Origin of the sequence: Roseomonas genomospecies 6 (genome assembly GCF_008365375.1) — a bacterium.
Taxonomy (GTDB): domain Bacteria; phylum Pseudomonadota; class Alphaproteobacteria; order Azospirillales; family Azospirillaceae; genus Azospirillum.
In genome coordinates this window covers 307191-325417 of the sequence record NZ_QOKW01000004.1, presented here as the reverse complement: position 1 = coordinate 325417, position 18227 = coordinate 307191, and the positions used below count along the sequence as shown (strand labels likewise).

Sequence of the window (18227 nt, the reverse complement as noted above, 5' to 3'; positions counted from 1 at the left end):
GGGCTTAGAACAGCTCCACATCGCCATCGATCCCGGTTTTGCGCAGCCGGTCCATGAAGGAGGTTTCGGACCGTGCGATGTCGCGCACCGTCTCCTCCGCGATCAGGCGGCGCTGGGTCCGGCCCGTGGTGGGGTAGAAGCGCACCGCGCGGGCCGCCGTGCCGCCGACGTCCCAGCTCATGGTCGGGATGCCTTCCGCCGCCAGATACTCCATGACGAACTCGACGTTGCGCTGGCCGATGCCGACGCTGCGCGGGGCGCCGTTGACGCTGGCCCCGCCGAAGATCTTGGCGCGCAGCCGGTCCCGCCGCCCCGTCGCCGCCAGCAGCCGGTTGATGAGCTGCTCCATGGCGGCGCTGCCGTAGCGGGAGGCGACGGACAGCCGGTCGCCGTTGTGGTCGGGCAGAAGGAAATGGTTCATCCCGCCGATGGCCGCGACCGGATCGAACAGGCAGGCGGCGACGCAGGAGCCCAGCGTGGTTGTGATGACGACGTTCGGGTCGTCGCTGACCACGCAGCCGCCGACCACGATGTTGACCACCTCCGCCCCCAGCCGCCGGTCGTGGTATCGGTTGGCGGCGATGTCCGGCGTGTCGGAACCCTGCTGATTTCGGCGCATACGCGGGGTGATCGGCATCCGTGACCTCGGTGGGGCATTCCGTCGCAGTGTATAACCGCCCGTCGCTCTCCGCCAAGCGCCGCGGTCACAAACCGGCGATCCACAGCTCCAGCAGGTCGGCCTGGAGCTTGCGGGCGCGGGCCAGCCAGGCGCGGGCCTCCGGGGGGATCTCGGCGATTCGGCGGTCCATCGCGCGGTCCATGGCGGCGCGCCGCTCCTCGTCGGTGACGAAGAAGGCGAAGCCCAGCGTCCGCCCGTTCGCGGTGGTCAGCGTGCCGGCCAGCGCCTTGGCATAGGCCAGCGTGCCCGACTTGGCCCGCACGCCGGGCGGCAGGGCCTTGCCCTCGTCCTCGCCGGGCAGAAGGGCCAGCACCGCCGGCCCGGCACCGCGGATCAGCGCCATCGTCTGGGCGGGGGTGATCCGCGACGCCGCGCTGAGGCCCGAATGGTTGAGCATCCGGAGACCCGACCAATCGGTGGGCGGGGCCGTCATCATGGCCGGTGCGGTCAGCACCGTAGCCGACTGCGGCAGCGTCTGCACCGCCGGGTCCAGCCGCCGGGCGGCGGCCAGCCCGATCAGCTCCGCCGACAGGTTGTTGGAATAGCGAAGAACCTGCCGGGCCAGGACCTCCAGCGGCTCGCTGCGGTGCAGGGCGGCCAGGGTGGCGGTGGGAGGCGCCGCGCCGGGCGCCGGGGTGGGCAGGGCGATCCCGGACTCCGCGGCCAAACGGCGGAAGACGTGAGCCGCCGCCAAGCCGGGGCGGGTGACCGGAAGCCACAGGCTGGCCGCCATGCCCGGCTGCGGGGCGAAGCGCCAACGCTCGCCCTCCGCTTCGCCGTTTGCGGCGGCGATGGGAGTGAAGGCCGCCCCGCCCCCCGCCCCGGTGGCGAGCTGCACCGTCACGCTGTCCAGCGGAACCCGTCCGGTGTCGGACACCGACCAGGCGCCGACCCGCACCGGCTGCCCCGCGGCGGCGGGGCGCGCCCAATCGAAGCGGAAGCGGTTGAAGTTCAGCGACAGCGCCCCGACCCCGGTGTTGTAGCCGGCGGTCCAGGGCTGCCCGGCGTCGATCTCCGGCATCTCGGGCAGGGCGGAGGTGTCGTAGAGGAAACGCCCGGTCACCCGCGTGACGCCCAGCGCCCCGAGGTCCCGCAGCAGTTCCATCAGACCTTCCGTGGACAGCGACGGATCGCCGCCGCCCCTCAGGATCAGGTCGCCGTCCAGAACGCCGCCGCTCAGACGCCCGGTGACGTGCAGGGTCGTTTCGAACCGGTGCTCCGGCCCCAGCACCGCCAGGGCGGCGGCCATGGCCGGCAGCTTGGCGACGGAGGCCGGAACGAAGGGCTTGGCGGGCTGCCGCTCGGCCAGGACGGCGCCGCTGTCCGGATCGAACAGCACATAACCGACGTCGCCGGGGGAAAAACCGCTGCGGGCGATCGCCTCCCGGTCGTCGGGACCGGTGGCGCCGTAGGGGGACGCGCAGGCCGACACCGCGGACAGGCAGGCCAGCAGAAGCAGGACGGAGAAGGTCGGAAGCCGCATGGTCCGCAGTCTAGCGCAAAGCCCGGCACCGCATCCGAGTCAATCCGGGGAGGTTCGAGGAATCTTGCTGCGGATATGGGTGGTATCCCGTACCATGAAGGTCCCAAAAGACGCCACACCCTTGGGGCCACACCCTTGGGAAAGAGTTGCCCCGCCCATGATGTCACGGCGCCGGAACGTCACCTTCGAAGTGGTCGTCGAGCAGGGCGGAAAGCCAAACATCGACGGCGTCTTTCCCGACGAGGCGGCGGCGCGGGAACGCGCGGCCTATTTGCTTCGTCTTGCGAAATTTCCGGTTGTCCGAATACTGAAAGTCAATCAGGCGGGCAAGGAAGAGGTGATCTTCCAGAAGTCCACGTCCGGCGGCGGCAAGCCCACCACCATCTCTCCCATCGACGAGGCCGATGTCGGCCCGGCCACCCTCTGCTCCCACGCGCTCCAGCTCTTTTCCTACGAGAGCCGGATGCTTCTGCTGCGCCTGTTGCGCGGCTATTGGGACGATCAGGCGGTGATCCCCGCCGAACAGCTTCACCGCTACTACCCGCTGCGCTATTTCGAGCGGGAGGCGCTGCTGTTCAACCCGGCGGTCAGCCGGCTCGCCACCCTCCAGGCGCCGCTGCTGGGCGTGAAGCCCTTCGAACGGCACGACCAGATCCTGCGGATGTTCGCCGACCTGAAGGAGCTGGCGCAGGCGTCCGACGCGTTGGCCCCCTTCGACACCGCGCTGACCCGCGGCGGGCTGGGCGGCCTGATGGAGGCGGTGGCGGAGCGCCCGCCGGAGGAGCGGGACCGGCTGGTCACCCACGCCTTCGGCGCCGTGCTGGAGCCCTGCCGCGACTGGCCCGGCAAGGTCAAGGCGCTTCTGCGCTTCCACCGGGACGAGGAGGCGGAGGCGACCCGCCGCGTCCTGGACCAGTTCCTGGCGGAAACCGTGGACGGGCGGGAGCCGGTGCGCGCCCTGATCGGCTATGCGCCCGACCTGGGGGCGGCGCTGCAAAGTCTGGTGGCGGCGGTTCACGGTGACCTGGACGACCGGCTGCCCTTCACGGACGAGCTTCTGGCCCTGTCCAACGCGCTGGGCGGCGGCGGGTACGTGGAGACGCGGACGGCGCTGCTGCGGCGCATCCAGGGCGGTCTGGCCGGACTGACCCCGCTGACCCGCACCGGCGACTCCGCGGAAGGCAAATCCTTCGGCATCATCGTGGAGCGGCTGACCAACTTCGACGGCTTCCTGGGCGGCGCCGGCATGGCGGAGGCGCTGACTCGGCGCGCCAAGACGGTGTGGGGTGCCGGTGGGCAGGACGCGCCGTTCGATACGGCGGTGCAGCGGTTGGCCGTCCGTCTGCCGGCTCCGGCCCAGCGCATCGGCTATCTGCTGGACCTCGCCACCAGCCCCTTCGGGCACAACAAGCTCAGCGCCCTGATCCGGCAGGTGGCCGCCGAGTTCGAAAGCATCACCTCGGCCCGCGAACTGGTCGCCCCGGGGGTCAGCGTGGAGGAGGTGCGCAGCGGTCTTGGCCGCCGCCTGCGCGCCGCCGGCATCCCGCGGGCGCTGGCCGAGGGGCTGATCGCCAGGATCGCGGCGATTCCGGACGGCGAACGGTCGCTCGGCTTGCCTCTGCTGGCGGGCCCGGATGGGCGCGCCGTGACGCGGGCGACCGTGGACACCGTCCTCCTCGACGCGCCCAAGGCGGCGACGGAGCGGCTGGTGCTGTTCTGGCGCGGCAAGACACAGGCGATTCCGGAGGACGGGGCGCAGCTCGTCATCGGGCGGTCGTCGCAATGCCAGTTCGTTCTGGACATCGCCTCGGCCTCGCGCCGGCACGCGGCGGTGTCGCGCCAGGACGGCGTCTTCGTGGTGGAGGATCTCAGCCGCAACGGCACCCAGATCGCCGTTCCGGGGGAGGCGGAGCCCCGGCGGCTGACGCCGGGCGAAGCGGTGCCGCTGCCGCCGCGGGGCGAGATCGTGATCGGCTCCACGGAGCTGGGGGAGGAACCGGCGCGCATCGCCTGGGAAATCGTCAGGCGCTGAACGCCTCCGCCACCGGACGCAGCACGGGGCGCCAGCCGCCGCCGCGCACCGCCAGAGCGGCCACCAGTCCCGATGCCGGGCGCAGGTCGAACAGCGACCAGTCCGCCGCGTCACCGGCCTCCAGCGCGCCGTCCAGGCTCAGCAGGCGGACGGGGCGGTCCGGTGCCAGTTCCACCGCGAAGCGGTCGAGCGGCGTGGTCAAGCCCTGGCCTGTCGCCTTGATGAAGGCCTCCTTGCGGGTCCAGCCGTTCAGGAACCCCTCGTCCCGCAGCGCGTCGGGCAAGGCGGCGAGGGCGGCGCGCTCCGCCGGGGCGAAGAAACGCTCGGCGATGCCCGCGGCGTCGGGCACGGAACGCAGACGTTCGATGTCCACGCCCAGTTCCACCGCCTCTCCGGGGGCGACGGCGATCAGCACATGGTCCTTGCAGTCGGCGAGGTTGAAGGCCGGGCCGCCGGGCAGGGAAGGCTTGCCCATCGGCCCGTAGGAGAAGGCCAGACCCGCCGGGGCGCGGTCCAGGACTTGCCCCAGCAGATGGCGCAGCAGCCCTCGCCTCAGCGCGCAGCGGATGCGAAGCTCCTCCGTCGCGAAACGGGCGGCCCGCGCCGTCTCATCGGGGGAGAGCAGGGCGCGGAACGCCTCCAAACGGTGCGCCAGCCCGCGCAGGTCGGCATACCAGAGCTGAATTTCTCCCGTTTTCCGCATCGGATGTCCCCATTCCCCGGATTCGGGACTATAACCGCGCTGGCCCCGCGCGGCGATTGCGCTATCATGCGCCTCCCTTTTGCCGGATCTGGAACCATGGTCGATACCGCTCAGCTTGCTCCGCATCTGTCCAACGTCGTCAAGGACGCCGCCATTCCCGAGCTGCCCAACCACTACCGGGGCAAGGTGCGCGAAAATTACGACCTTCCCGACGGGCGGCGCGTCATCATCGCCACCGACCGGCTGTCGGCCTTCGACATCATCCTGACCGCCATCCCCTTCAAGGGACAGGTGCTGACCCAGATCGCCCGCCATTGGTTCGAGGCGACGAAGGATCTCTGCCCGAACCACGTCCTGGAGTACCCGGACCCCAACGTGGTGGTCGCCAAGCGGCTGACCATCATGCCGGTGGAGGTGGTGGTCCGCGACTATCTGGCCGGCACCACCGGCACCTCGCTGTGGACGATGTACAAGAAGGGCCGGCGGGAGATGTACGGCCACGTCTTCCCCGACGGGCTGCGCGAGAACCAGAAGCTTCCGGCAACCATCATCACCCCGACCACCAAGGCCTTCGACGCCGGCCATGACGAGGAACTGACCGCCGCCCAGATCGTGGAGCGCGGGCTGCTGACCCAGGCCCAGTGGGACGAGGTGACGGACAAGGCGCTGGCCCTCTTCGCCCGCGGGCGGGAGATGGCGGCGGCGCGCGGCCTGATCCTGGTGGACACCAAATACGAGTTCGGCTTCGACGAGGCCGGCAACATCATCCTGGCCGACGAGATCCACACGCCGGACAGCAGCCGCTACTGGTTCGCCGCCAGCTATCCGGAGCGGTACGAGGCCGGGCAGCGTCCGGAGAGCTTCGACAAGGACTTCGTGCGGAGCTGGGTGACCCAGCGCTGCGACCCCTACAAGGACCCGATCCCGGAAATCCCGGCGGAGGTCGTTCTGGAGGCCGCGCGCGTCTACATCGACGCGTTCGAGACCATCACCGGCCAGACCTTCCAGGTCCCGGCGGAGGTCTCGCCGGTCGTGGAGCGCATCCGGGCCAACCTGACGCCGTACTTCGCGAAGCCGTGATGAAGATCGCCATCCTCGACGATTACCAGAACGTCGCGCGCGATCTGGCGGAATGGCACCGCCTGCCCAACGGCAGCGCGCTGACGGTCTTCGAACGCCCGATCCCGGCGGCGGAGGTGGCGGGGACGCTCGCCCCCTACAGCGTCCTGGTCATCATGCGGGAGCGCACGCCGTTCCCCGCTTCGCTGATCGAATCGCTGCCGAACCTGCGGCTTCTGGTCACCACCGGAGGGCGCAACAACGCCATCGACCTGGACGCCTGCAAGGCCCGCGGCATCACCGTCTGCGGAACCGGCATGGCCGGCACCCCGGCGGCGGAACTGACCTGGGGGCTGATCCTGGCCCTGGCGAAGCGCATCCCGCAGGAGGAGCGCGGCCTGCGCGGCGGGCGCTGGCAGGCCGGCCTGACGCAGGGGCTGGCCGGCAAGCGCCTGGGCCTCGTCGGTCTGGGCAAGCTGGGCACCCAGGTGGCGCGGGTCGGTCAGGCCTTCGGGATGCAGGTCGCGGCCTGGAGCCCCAACCTGACCGACGAGCGGGCGGCGGCGGCGGGCGTGGTCCGGCTGGACAAGCGCGACCTGTTCGCCACCTCCGACGTCGTCAGCCTCCATCTGGTGCTGAGCGAGCGGACGCGCGGCGTGGTCGGGGCGGAGGACATCGACGCCATGAAGCCCTCCGCCTTCTTCGTGAACACCGCGCGCGCCGGTCTGGTGGACGGGGACGCGCTGCTGGCGGCCCTGCACGAACACCGCATCGCGGGCGCCGGGCTGGACGTCTTCCCCGTGGAGCCTCTGCCCGCGGGAAGCCCCTGGCTGGAAGCCCCGAACACGGTGTTGACCCCGCATCTGGGCTACGTCACCCGCGAGAATTACGACGTCTTCTACCGCGACGCGCTGGACGACATCCTCGCTTGGCACGCGGGCGAGCCGGTGCGGATGCTCGCCTGAAACGGCACGGTTCGGCCCCGCCCTTTCTCCATGGTCCGGAGGAGGGTAGGGCGTCCCGACGGAAACAGCCCGGCTTTCAATATCATACCCTGGTCATGCCCGGCCTCCGGCCTGCCGGGTGAAGACCGATTCCATCCTCGTTTCACCGTCCGTTGTTCGGGTCTGCCACAGGCCTCGTGGGATTATTTCTACGGCCAAGTCGTAGATGGAGCGATGCCCTGCCACTTGCGGGGTGCTCCTCCACTGCCAAAATAGGTGCTCGAACTGTTGCAAGGGCGGATATGAACGAGGTTTGCTGCCATGCTCCGGCTGTTCGGGGGCCGCGTGTCCTTGAGGTGAGGCGCTCACCGGTCCCGCTGACGATGGGGCTGGCGATGGGCGCCGTGGACAGGGTGGTGCCGAACATGATTGGAAGTCTGTTGGTTCACGGCCGTTCCGGCACGGAACGCGGTCTTCCGAGACAGGAGACGGAAGATATGCCACTCATGGAGACAGGAATGAGCATCTCGGACCTCTTGTCCGCACACAACGTCATTCTCGATGCGGGGCCGGCAAACAAGGAAACCCTGCTCGAGCTTCTGTCCACCGAGGCGGCGAGCCGCATCGGGTGCCAGAAGGAGGAAATTCTCAAGGCTCTGCAAGCGAGGGAGCATATCGGTTCCACCGCGCTGGGCAAGGGCGTGGCGCTTCCCCACACGGAACTGCGCGGCACCGAAACCCCGCTGGTGCTGTTCGCACGGCTCCGGCGGCCCATCGATTTCGACGCCCGCGACGACGAGCCCGTCGACCTCTTCTTTCTCGTGGTCTGGCCGACGGCGACCCGCAAGGGGCTGCTGCCCGTCATGGGGGAGATCTGCCAGGCTCTGCGCGACCCACAATCCCTGCGCCGGCTCCGTCAGGCGGAGACGCCCGAGGCCGTGGTGCAACTCGTGCGGCAGGCGCTTCCCCCCGACGCCGGCCTGGAGATGGACGAGGACGAGTTCTGACCGGAGCGGCGGGAACCCTCCGCCCTTCCCATAGTCTTGAAGCCGACACTTCGCAGCATTTCCGCCCCTTCGTTTGCAAGAGCCCATGCCCGACGCCCTGTTGCTCCTGGCCGCCACCGGCCTTCCATTCGTCGGCGCGATCGTCGCCGGGCTGTTGCCCACGCACGCACGCAACACCGCGGCGTGGCTGGCCGGTGTGATCGCCCTCATCGGGCTGGCTCTGGTGTGGGCTGCCTATCCGACCGTGGCGGCGGGCGGCGTGATCCGCCACACGGTTGCCTGGATGCCGTCCCTCGACCTCGACTTCGTCCTTCGGATGGACGGTTTCGCGTGGCTGTTCGCCGGGCTGGTGTTCGGAGTCGGCGCGCTCGTCGTGCTGTACGCGCGCTATTACATGTCGGCGGACGATCCGGTGCCGCGCTTCTTCGCGTTCCTGCTGGCCTTCATGGGGTCGATGACGGGGGTGGTGCTGTCCGGCAACCTGATCCAGCTCGCCTTCTTCTGGGAACTGACCAGCCTCTTCTCCTTCCTGCTGATCGGCTACTGGCACCACACGGCGGCGGCGCGCGACGGTGCCCGCATGGCGCTGACCATCACGGCCACCGGCGGGCTGTGCCTGTTCGCGGGCGTGATGCTGCTTGGGCACATCGTCGGCAGCTACAACCTCGACGTCGTGCTGGCCTCGGGCGACCGGATACGTTCCCACGCGCTCTATCTGCCGGCGCTGGTCCTCATCCTGCTGGGCGCCCTGACCAAGAGCGCGCAGTTCCCGTTCCATTTCTGGCTGCCGCACGCCATGGCGGCACCCACCCCCGTGTCGGCCTATCTGCATTCGGCGACCCTGGTGAAGGCCGGCGTCTTCCTGATGGCGCGGCTGTGGCCGGTGATGGCGGGGACGGAGGCGTGGTTCTGGATCGTCGGCAGCGCCGGCCTCGCCACCTTGCTGATCGGCGCCTACGTGGCGATCTTCCAGAACGATCTGAAGGGACTTCTGGCCTATTCGACCATCAGCCATCTCGGGCTGATCACGCTTCTGCTCGGCCTCAACAGCGAACTCGCCATGGTCGCGGCGATCTTCCACATCATCAACCACGCCGCCTTCAAGGCATCGCTGTTCATGGCCGTGGGCATCATCGACCATGAGACCGGAACGCGCGACATCCGGCGCCTGTCCGGCCTGAACCGGTTCATGCCCTTCACGACGCGGCTGGCGATGGTGGCCGCCGCCGCCATGGCGGGCGTGCCGCTGCTCAACGGCTTCATCTCCAAGGAGATGTTCTTCGCGGAGACGCTGTCGGCCCAGGGGTCTCTTCCCCTCCTCCTCGACATCCTGCCTTTCGCCGCCATGGTGGCGAGCGCCTTCGCCGTGGCCTATTCGCTGCGCTTCATCCATGGTGCCTTCTTCGGCCCCGACCCGGTGGATCTGCCACGGACCCCGCACGAGCCGCCGGCCTGGATGCGGCTGCCGGTGGAGATTCTGGCGCTGGCCTGCATCATCATCGGGCTGCTGCCGGCCGCGACCGTCGGGCCGTATCTGGACATGGCCGCCCATGCGGCGCTGGGCGCCGCGACGCCGGAATACAGCCTGGCGGTCTGGCACGGCTTCAACATGCCGCTGCTGATGAGCCTGCTCGCCCTGGGGGCCGGCGTGACCCTCTATTTCCTGCTCCAGCCGCTGTTCCGGGGGAACATCGAAGGCCCGCCCTTCATCAGCCGCCTGGAAGGCCGCCGCATGTTCGAGCGGAGCATGGTCTTCCTGTCCTGGCGGCTCGCCCGTTCGATGGAAGGGCTGCTGGGCACCCGCCGTCTGCAGCCCCAGCTCCGGCTGGTCGTCTGCGTGGCGATCCTGGCCGCGGGATGGGCGGTCTACCGGCGCGGGCTCGGCCCCGGCAATCTGGTGCCGCAGGGCATCGATCCGGTGCTGGCCCTGATCTGGGTGATCGGCGCCGGCTGCGCGCTGGGGGCCGCGTGGCAGGCCAAGTTCCACCGCCTCGCCGCGCTGATCCTGCTGGGCGGCACCGGGCTGGTGACCTGCGTCACCTTCGTCTGGTTCTCCGCCCCCGACCTCGCGCTGACCCAGCTCCTGGTCGAGATCGTGACCACCATCCTGCTGCTGCTCGGCCTGCGCTGGCTGCCCAAGCGGCTGCCCGGAACCGGCACGTCCGAAGTGATGCGGACGGGCCGCCGCCTGCGCGACCTTGCCATCGCCATCACCGCCGGTCTCGGCATGGCGGGGTTGGCCTACGGCGTGATGACCCGCTTCCCGCCGGAAATCCTGGCGCAGCATTTCCTGGAGCGCGCCTACACGGAGGGCGGCGGCACCAACGTGGTCAACGTGATCCTGGTGGATTTCCGCGGCTTCGACACGCTGGGGGAGATCACCGTGCTCTGCGCGGTGGCGCTGACCGCCTACGCGCTGCTGCGCCGCTTCCGCCCGGCCCCCGACAGCGTCGATGTGCCGGAGCAGCAGCGCGACCAGAGCGCCTACGACATCGCGCGGCCCGAGCGGCGGGAGGGCGACACGGTGGCCGACTGGCTGCTGGTCCCGTCGTTGATCGCGCGGCTCATGTTCCCGGTGATCGGGATGGTCGCGCTGTTCCTGCTGCTGCGCGGGCACGATCTTCCCGGCGGCGGCTTCGCCGCGGGGCTGATGGGGTCGGTCGCCATGATCCTTCAGTACATGCTGGGCGGGACGCAGTGGGTGGAGGCGCGGCTGCGCGTCCTTCCGCTGCGCTGGATGGGGCTCGGGCTGTTGCTGGCCGCCGGCACGGGCCTTGCCGCCCTGCTGTTCGGACGGCCCTTCCTGACGACCTATTTCGCCTATGCGGATTTGCCCCTCATCGGGGAGGTTCCAACGGCGAGCGCCCTGCTGTTCGACATCGGGGTGTTCGCCCTGGTCATCGGTGCCACGATGCTGATGCTGATCGCGCTGGCCCGCCAGTCGGTCCGCGGTCATCGCGCCGCTGCCCCGCGCGCGCCGGCGGCGGCCGTCTCCGTGGCGGGCGCGCCGGCTTCGGCCTCCGCCCCGGCCGCTGCCACCCCGACTGCTGTCACTCCGACTGCCGCAACCGGAGACGATTGATGGAACTGATCCTTGCGCTCGGAATCGGGGTGCTGACGGGCTCCGGCGTCTGGCTGCTGCTGCGGCCCCGGACCTTCCAGGTCATCATCGGCCTGTCGCTGCTCTCCTACGCCGTCAACCTCTTCATCTTCTCGACCGGCGGCCTGCGCACGGGGGCGGCGCCGGTGCTGGAGCGCGGCATGGCCGGCAGCCTCGCCACCCACGCCGACCCGGTGCCCCAGGCGCTGGTCCTCACCGCCATCGTCATCAGCTTCGCGACGACGGCGCTCTTCCTCGTCCTGATCCTGGCCGCGCGCGGCCTGACGGGAACCGACCATGTGGACGGCAAGGAGAAGTCCCGGTGAACGGGTGGCCAGTGAACGGTTGGATGAATCATCTGGTGATCGCGCCGATCATCATCCCGCTGCTGGTCGGCGCGCTGTTGACGCTGATCGACGAGCGGCAGCGAGCGCTCAAGGCCACGCTCGGGGTCGCGTCGGCGTCGGCGCTGCTGGCGCTGGCGGTGCTGCTGCTCTATCTGACGGACCATACCGCCACGGGGGCGGACGCCACCGTGCGCGTCTACCGGCTGGGCGACTGGCCGTCGCTGTTCGGCATCGTCCTGGTGCTCGACCGGCTGTCGGCGATGATGCTGGTGCTGACCGGCATCCTGGGGCTGTCCGCCCTGGTCTTCGCGCTGGCGCGCTGGCAGAAGGCGGGGGCGCATTTCCATTCGCTGTTCCAGTTCCAGCTCATGGGGCTGAACGGCGCCTTCCTGACCGGCGACCTGTTCAACCTCTTCGTCTTCTTCGAGATCATGCTGGCCGCCTCCTACGGGCTGGCGCTGCACGGCTCCGGCCTCGCCCGTGTGCGCGCCGGGCTGCATTACATCGCGATCAATCTGGCGGCGTCCCTGCTGTTCCTGATCGGGGTGAGCATGATCTACGGCGTGTCCGGCACGCTGAACATGGCCGAGCTGGCCGTGCGCATCGCCGGGATCGCGCCGGAGGACCGTGGGCTGCTGGAGGCCGGGGCGGCGATCCTCGGCGTCGCCTTCCTGATCAAGGCGGGCATGTGGCCGCTGGGCTTCTGGCTGCCGAACACCTACACCACGGTCGGGGCGCCGTCGGCCGCGATCATCTCGATCCTCAGCAAGGTCGGCATCTACGCCATCATCCGGATCTGGCTGCTCGTCTTCGGCGAAAGCGCCGGGGCTTCGGCGGGGTTCGGCGGGCACTGGCTGCTGATCGGCGGAGTCCTGACCATCGCTTTCGGTTCCATCGCGGTGCTGGCGACGCAGAATCTGGCGCGGCTGGCCGGTGCCAGCGTGCTGGTCTCATCCGGCACGCTGCTGGCCGCCATCGGCGCCGGGCAGGCGGCGGTGACCGGCGGCGCGCTGTTCTACATGACCAGCTCCGTCCTGGCGATCGCCGGGCTGTTCCTGCTGATCGAGCTGGTCGAGCGCGGCCGCATGGTCGGCGCCGACGTTCTGGCGGTGACGCGCGAGGCTTTCGGCGAGGGTGAGGACGAGGAGTCGGACGACGACGATGCCATCGGCGTGTCGATCCCGGCGATCATGGCGATCCTCGGCATCGCCTTCATGGCCTGCGCGCTGCTGCTCGCCGGCCTGCCGCCGCTGTCCGGCTTCCTCGCCAAGTTCGCCATCCTGGCGCCGATGCTGGCGCAGGGGGCGGAAGGGCTTCCCTTCACCACCTGGGCGCTGATGGCGGCGCTGATCCTGTCCGGGCTGGCGACGGTGGTCGCGATGAGCCGAACCGGCATCGACGTCTTCTGGGCGTCGCCCGCGGGCGAGCTGCCGCGCGTGCGCCTCGTCGAACTCGCGCCGGTCATGATGCTTCTGGCGCTGTGCGTGGCGCTGACCGTCCAGGCCGGGCCGGTGATGCGCTACATGGAGGACACCGCCCGCTCCCTGCACGGGCCGGAACGCTACGTCCAGGGGGTGATGACGCCCGCGGCGCCGGGGACCGGCAAGGGAGTCGCGCCATGAAGCGCTGGTGGCCTTACCCGCTGCTGACCGCCGCGCTCGTGGCGATGTGGCTGCTGCTGACCGAGAGCGTGACGCTCGGCTCGATCCTGATGGGCAGTGTCCTGGCGACCGTCGCGGTCTGGGGATTCGCCGCGCTCGACCCGCCGGTCGGACGGTTGAAGCGGCCGCGCGCCATCGTCGGGCTGGCCGCGCTGGTGATGGGCGACATCGCGCGCTCCAACCTCGCGGTCGTCAAGATCATCCTCAACCCGCGGAAGACGGAGCGGGTATCCGGCTTCCTCCACATCCCGCTCGACATGCGGGCACCCTACGGTCTGGCGACGCTGGCCTGCATCATCACGGCGACGCCGGGGACGATCTGGGTGGAGTACAATTCCGCGAACAACACCATCCTTCTCCACATCCTCGATCTGGTCGACGAGAGCACCTGGATCGACACCATCAAGGGACGGTACGAGAAGCGCCTGATGGAGATTTTCGAATGACCGCCACGCTGCTGCTCTGGTCGATCTTCCTGGCGCAGATCCTGCTGGTCGTCGCGATGGCCTGCGCGACTTATCGCGTGTTGCGCGGGCCGCGGGCGCAGGACCGCGTGCTCGGGCTGGACACGCTGTACGTCAACGCCACCATGCTGCTGCTGGTCTTCGGCATCCGCACCGGGAGCACGCTCTATTTCGAGGCGGCGCTGGTCATCGCGCTGCTCGGCTTCGTCGCGACGGCGGCGCTGGCGAAGTTCCTCATGCGCGGAGAGGTGATCGAATGACGCATCTGGCCGAACTGCCGGTCTGGGCGGCGATTCCGGTGGCGTTGCTTCTCCTGCTCGGCGCCTCGCTGGCGCTGATCGGGTCCATCGGGTTCTTGCGGCTGCGCAGCTTTTACGAGCGCGTTCACGCCCCGACGCTGGGCACCACCATGGGCATCGGCTCCGTGCTGCTGGCGTCGATGCTGTGCTTCACCGTGCTGCAATCGCGCCTCGTGCTGCACGAGATCCTGATCATGATCTTCATGAGCGTCACCACGCCCATCACCCTGATGCTGCTGGCCCGCGCCGCCCTCTACCGCGACCGCAGCGAGGGCAGCGACGACGTGCCGCCGGCCCCGCCGGCCTAGCCGGTGTTTCTCAGGTCGCCTCGACCTGGGCGAACATGCCGGATTCGTCGGTGAAGCTCTTGAACTCCAGCCCGTTGCCGGAGGGATCGAGAATGAAGAAGGTTCCCTGCTCCGACGGCTTGCCGGCGTAGCGGATTTGCGGTTCCAGCAGGAAGGTCGTGCCGGCGGCCTCCAGCCGGGCGCGCAGCTCATCCCAAACCGGGCGCGGCAGCACCGCCCCGAAATGGTGCAGCGGCACCGCCTTGCCGTCCACCATGCTGGTCTCGGTCGAGCGCGGCTCGGACGAGCGGTGGGCGGAAATCTGGTTGCCGAAGAAGTCGAAGTCGATCCACCGCTCGGTCGACCGCCCCTCGCGGCAGCCCAGGACATCGACGTAGAAACGGCGGGTTTCCTCGATGTCCCTCACGGGAAAGGCAAGATGGAACGCAAACACCGGCACACCCCTTCAGGATTGGTTCTGGCCGTAAGGGTAGGACGCGGTCCGTGCCCCCAACAAACGAAATAATCGGGGGCCGGGCCGGCGAAAACGCTGCGGCCCCGGTCCGGAACGCGAACCGGGGCCGCGGCGGTCACCGTCCTCAGAAGGCCAGACGGGTGTCGAGCATCAGGATGTGCGCGCGGTCCTTCAGGTCGCCGCCGCCGGGGCGGCCCGCCTGAAGGGCGGACTGCACGTAGTCGTACTCCAGCCCGGCGGTGAAGCCGGGGGCGACGGTCCAGGTGACGCCGCCCTGCCAGATGTCGGCCTTGCTCGGCGTGCTCATGGTCGCGCTGTCGTTGCCCAGCGCCCGCAGGTAATTGGCGGCGAACAGAAGCGGCCCGGCGCTGTACTGCGCGCCGAACATCCAGTTCTGCTGCGCCCGCGTCTGGGCGAGGCCCTCGGCGTAGCCGCTGTCGCCGCTGTAGGCGTAGCTGGCGCCGACCTTCACCGGCCCATAGCCGACGCTGGCCCCGACATGGACGGAGTTCAGGTCCTCGAAGGACTGGCTGACGACGCCGTCGGTCTGCCGCACCGCCTGGCCGGTCGCGTAGAAGGCGCTGCCTTCGATGCTGACGTCACCGACGGCGGTCTGGAAGGCGGCGCCGGCCTCCACCACGTCGCGGAAGGACAGCGCGTCGCCCAGCGCATCGGTCGTGCGGCGGTTGACCGACGTGTTGGAGTCGCCGCTGCGCGGCATGTAGGACACCGCCGCCGACAGGCCGCCGAAACTCGGCGTGATGTAGACGAACTTGGTCCCGGTGTCATAGGCGATCAGCGTGCGCAGGCTGGTGGCGGCCAGCGGCAGGGCGCCGAAGGTCGAGGAGCCGTTCAGGAACAGGATGCCGTTGCTGTCCGGGCTGCCGGCCACGCCTTCGACGTTCGGGCCGATGTTCCCATACTCGTCCGACAGGCCGTTGATGACGCCCGCCTGGATCGTGCCGAAGGCGCCGTTGGCGAAGAGGAAGGCGCGGTCGTTCTCGATGTTGCGGGTCGAGACGGTGGGGTCGCCGTTGCCCGCCACGATGCGCAGCCGCGCGCCGTAGGTCAGGCCGTTGTCGGCGGTGGCCGTCGGGGTGACGACGAGGCGGTAGCGGTTGGCGAACTCGCGCGAGCGCAGGCCGTCGTCCTGCTGCTGGCGGATGGTGGCGCCCTGGAAATAGGCATCGCCGCCGAGGATCAGGTCGAAACTGGGCTCGGCCAGGGCCGGGGCCGACGTCAGGGCGGCGAAGGCGGTGCCGGCGAGGGCGGCGGCGCGGAGGGAGAAGGCGTTCATGGGCGTGGTCATTCCAGGGTCGAGAGTGGAGGGCTGGTGGGAAACCAGCGGTGGCCGAAGGGGGTGAGGTTGTCGTCCTCCAGCCGGGCGAGGCAGAGGATCTCCACGCTGTCGGCCCAGCGCGGGTTGATGCGGCGGAACCGGGCGACCGCTGGGCTGTCGAGCTTGGCCTCGCTGATGGCGCGGGCCTCCTCGGTCAGGCCGTAGCCTTGCCACTGCCAGTCCACGGTGCCGGTGCCGGGGTCGTAATAATGGGCGAAGCATTCCCGCCCGATGTGGTCGCGCACCGCCCGGTCCAGGTCATCGGGGGCCTCGTCCGGATGGGGCGTGTGACGGACGAACAGCATCGGCATGTAGCGGTAGGAGCGGTAGCCGACCGCGCTGTAGCTCCAGTACCACAGCCGTCCCGAGCGGTCGGCGCGGGCGCGGGCGACCATCTCGGCGACCATCGAGCGCACCAGCCCGTTCGACCCCCAGAAGCGGCGCTCCAGGATGCAATGGGCGGTGTGGAAGGCGCCGACGGCGGTGCCGCCGATCTCCGTTGCCTGCCGGTAGATAGTGGCGAAGCCGACCAGTTCCCCGGTCCCGGCGTCCTCCTGCACCACGCAGTGGTCGAGGTCTTCCAGCTCCTCGTTGAAATAGTCCTCGCCGTAGCCTTCGAACCAGACGCTGAGCAGGGCGAACATCGCCGCGCGCCGCTCCGGCGTCAGGGCCGCCGGTTCGACTAAGCTGGTCCGCAGGGCCGGAAGCGTGCTCATCCAGCGGCACCGGTCAGGTAGAGCGCCGCCCCCGCCTCGCGCACGTCGGCGCAGATGTCCTCGTAGTTGCAGGTGATCTCTTCCCCCGCGGCGATGTCGCGGCGGGCGACGAAGCGCCGCCAGTCGCCGGGATCGGCCCGCCCGATGGATGGACCGTCCGCATGGTTGAGGAACCGGGCGTCGTCCCCCGGCAGAAGCACGCCGACCCCCTCGATCACGCAGCCGTGGAAGTCGATCAGCCGGGCGACCTGCGGAAAATCGGTCAGCACGGCGTCGTCCGGCGTCAGCAGGCGGTCGATGCGGGCGTCGAACGCCCACACCGGCGTGCCGGCGGCGACCGCCTCCTCGGCGAAGAGCCCCAGCCCGTGGATCGGGCTGGAGGCGAGGCGGGTGGGGATGAGGAGCGGCATGGCGTCCTTCTCCGGCGGTAGGGCTTAAGCAGCGGCGGTGGCGGGAGCCCCGGCGTCGGACGACAGCGACTCGTCGAACTCGAAGCTGGCAGCGTCGTCCACGAACTGCTCGGCGATGGTCGTGCCGGGGTTGGTCAGGCAGACGCCGATATAGTCGGCGAAGCGCGGCGGCGGGGCGAAGCCCTCGGCCAGCAGGCGGCTGTTGTCGAAGGCGATGTCCTGCGCGGTGAAGCGGTGGTACTTGCGCCCGCCCGCCATCATCGTGCGGTGCAGGATGTCGCGCTGCGGGAAGGCGAGGCGGAAGGCCCGGTCGAAAGGCTTCCAGCCCTCCGGCCCCTTCGGGTCGAAGAAGCTGTAGGGACGGGTGCCCTCGTGGCCGTGGGCGGCGAAGGCGGCCTGGAAGTCGCTCCAGGTCGTCCGGCTGCCGAGACCGGCGGAGATGTGGTAGAGGCCGTGCTTCAGGTCGGGCTTGCGCAGCAGGTCGTGCAGCCGGGCCGAGGCCCAGTCCACCGGAACGATGTCGATGAAGCCGTCCGGCGAGCAGGGCAGGACGCCGGTGCGGTCGACCAGCCGGAAGAACCAGAAGATGCTGGCGCTCGGGCGCACGCCCATCGCGGTGTGGCCGACGACGATGGACGGGCGGCAGACGACGATCGGCAGGTCGGGGAAGCCGGCGGCGAGCGCGCGTTCCGCCGCCGCCTTGCTGCGGGTGTATTCGACGATGTGCGGCGTGTCGTGGCCGGGGGCCGGGGCCTCCTCCACCATTTCCAGCCACGGCGTCTCGCCGCAGCAGAAGGCGGTGCCGATGTGCAGGAAGCGCTGGAGGTGCTTCATGCGGCGGGCGCGGGCGGCCAGCGCCAGCGTGCCGTCCACGTTGATCTGCCAGACCGAATGGCGGCTGTCGAAGGAGGTGTCGGCGGCGACGTGGACGATGTGGGACACCGCGTCCAGCCGCGGGTCGGCGCTGGTCGCCAGCGACTGAAGGTCGCCCGGAATGATCTGGCAGAGGTCGGCGTAGGCCTGGGCCGTGGCGCGGTCGACGCAGCGCGCCAGATTGCTGGCGAGACGGGCGCGGCAGGCGGCCTCGTCGGCGCCGCGGATCAGCAGCAGGCAGTCCGCCGCGGTCCCGTTCTTGACGGCGTCGAGGTAGAAGGAACCACCGAGAAAGCCGGTGCCGCCGGTGAGAAGGATCATGGTGTGCCTCGGTCTCGCGTCTGGGGGA

18 protein-coding genes are annotated in these 18227 nt (G+C 69.7%); 10 read left to right on the top strand and 8 right to left on the bottom strand.

The window, feature by feature from the left end:
- Positions 1–4: 4 nt before the first annotated feature.
- Both DS843_RS08040 and dacB read right to left on the bottom strand, forming a co-directional pair.
- Positions 5–637, bottom strand: a complete 633-nt coding sequence (locus DS843_RS08040; RefSeq protein ID WP_149468353.1) for a chemotaxis protein — start codon at positions 635–637, stop codon at positions 5–7.
- Between the two features lie 67 nt (positions 638–704).
- A complete protein-coding gene (dacB, locus tag DS843_RS08035; protein WP_149468352.1) occupies positions 705–2162 on the bottom strand; it encodes a D-alanyl-D-alanine carboxypeptidase/D-alanyl-D-alanine endopeptidase in 1458 nt (485 codons plus the stop codon).
- 157 nt (positions 2163–2319) lie between these two features.
- Between dacB and DS843_RS08030 the strand changes: the two genes are divergently transcribed.
- Complete coding sequence (locus tag DS843_RS08030) at positions 2320–4194, top strand: FHA domain-containing protein (RefSeq protein WP_149468351.1); 1875 nt, start codon at positions 2320–2322, stop codon at positions 4192–4194.
- Here DS843_RS08030 and DS843_RS08025 read toward each other — a convergent pair.
- The gene (locus DS843_RS08025) at positions 4184–4897 is read right to left on the bottom strand and encodes a 4'-phosphopantetheinyl transferase family protein (RefSeq protein ID WP_149468350.1); all 714 of its coding nucleotides are present in this window, start codon (positions 4895–4897) and stop codon (positions 4184–4186) included. The two genes, DS843_RS08030 and DS843_RS08025, sit on opposite strands and share 11 nt — an antisense overlap.
- Positions 4898–4993: 96 nt before the next feature.
- On the opposite strand from DS843_RS08025, the gene DS843_RS08020 reads away from it, so the two are divergent.
- From DS843_RS08020 to mnhG, 9 genes are all read left to right on the top strand, one after another.
- Positions 4994–5977, top strand: a complete 984-nt coding sequence (locus DS843_RS08020) for a phosphoribosylaminoimidazolesuccinocarboxamide synthase (protein ID WP_149468349.1) — start codon at positions 4994–4996, stop codon at positions 5975–5977.
- Positions 5977–6921 (top strand): D-2-hydroxyacid dehydrogenase family protein, encoded by a 945-nt coding sequence (locus tag DS843_RS08015; protein WP_149468348.1) that lies wholly within the window; start codon positions 5977–5979, stop codon positions 6919–6921. Before DS843_RS08020 ends, DS843_RS08015 begins: the two co-directional genes overlap by 1 nt.
- 497 nt (positions 6922–7418) lie before the next feature.
- Positions 7419–7907, top strand: coding sequence for a PTS sugar transporter subunit IIA (locus DS843_RS08010; protein WP_149468347.1), 489 nt, complete (start codon positions 7419–7421; stop codon positions 7905–7907).
- A gap of 85 nt (positions 7908–7992) precedes the next feature.
- On the top strand, positions 7993–10989 hold the full coding sequence (locus DS843_RS08005; protein WP_149468346.1) for a monovalent cation/H+ antiporter subunit A: 2997 nt from the start codon (positions 7993–7995) through the stop codon (positions 10987–10989).
- Positions 10989–11333 carry a Na+/H+ antiporter subunit C gene (locus DS843_RS08000; RefSeq protein ID WP_149468345.1) on the top strand — a complete coding sequence of 115 codons (345 nt, stop codon included), beginning with the start codon at positions 10989–10991 and terminating at the stop codon, positions 11331–11333. Before DS843_RS08005 ends, DS843_RS08000 begins: the two co-directional genes overlap by 1 nt.
- 23 nt (positions 11334–11356) lie before the next feature.
- On the top strand, positions 11357–12976 hold the full coding sequence (locus DS843_RS07995) for a monovalent cation/H+ antiporter subunit D (RefSeq protein WP_149468344.1): 1620 nt from the start codon (positions 11357–11359) through the stop codon (positions 12974–12976).
- Positions 12973–13461 (top strand): Na+/H+ antiporter subunit E, encoded by a 489-nt coding sequence (locus DS843_RS07990; RefSeq protein WP_149468343.1) that lies wholly within the window; start codon positions 12973–12975, stop codon positions 13459–13461. The genes DS843_RS07995 and DS843_RS07990 overlap by 4 nt, the downstream gene beginning before the upstream one ends.
- On the top strand, positions 13458–13739 hold the full coding sequence (locus DS843_RS07985; protein WP_149468342.1) for a K+/H+ antiporter subunit F: 282 nt from the start codon (positions 13458–13460) through the stop codon (positions 13737–13739). The genes DS843_RS07990 and DS843_RS07985 overlap by 4 nt, the downstream gene beginning before the upstream one ends.
- Complete coding sequence (gene mnhG, locus DS843_RS07980; protein WP_149468341.1) at positions 13736–14086, top strand: monovalent cation/H(+) antiporter subunit G; 351 nt, start codon at positions 13736–13738, stop codon at positions 14084–14086. Before DS843_RS07985 ends, mnhG begins: the two co-directional genes overlap by 4 nt.
- Before the next feature lie 10 nt (positions 14087–14096).
- On the opposite strand, the gene DS843_RS07975 is transcribed toward mnhG, so the two are convergent.
- The 5 genes from DS843_RS07975 to DS843_RS07955 all read right to left on the bottom strand — a co-directional run bounded on the left by DS843_RS07975 (position 14097) and on the right by DS843_RS07955 (position 18199).
- Positions 14097–14519, bottom strand: coding sequence for a VOC family protein (locus DS843_RS07975; RefSeq protein ID WP_208852198.1), 423 nt, complete (start codon positions 14517–14519; stop codon positions 14097–14099).
- 145 nt (positions 14520–14664) lie between these two features.
- Positions 14665–15849, bottom strand: a complete 1185-nt coding sequence (locus DS843_RS07970; protein ID WP_286191996.1) for a porin — start codon at positions 15847–15849, stop codon at positions 14665–14667.
- Entirely contained in the window at positions 15846–16595 is a 750-nt protein-coding gene (locus DS843_RS07965) for a hypothetical protein (protein WP_208852197.1), read from the bottom strand. Before DS843_RS07965 ends, DS843_RS07970 begins: the two co-directional genes overlap by 4 nt.
- Positions 16592–17005: an SET domain-containing protein gene (locus DS843_RS07960; RefSeq protein ID WP_149468339.1), complete on the bottom strand. Its 414-nt coding sequence runs from the start codon at positions 17003–17005 to the stop codon at positions 16592–16594. The genes DS843_RS07965 and DS843_RS07960 overlap by 4 nt, the downstream gene beginning before the upstream one ends.
- Before the next feature lie 24 nt (positions 17006–17029).
- On the bottom strand, positions 17030–18199 hold the full coding sequence (locus tag DS843_RS07955) for an SDR family oxidoreductase (RefSeq protein ID WP_149468338.1): 1170 nt from the start codon (positions 18197–18199) through the stop codon (positions 17030–17032).
- Positions 18200–18227: the final 28 nt, after the last annotated feature.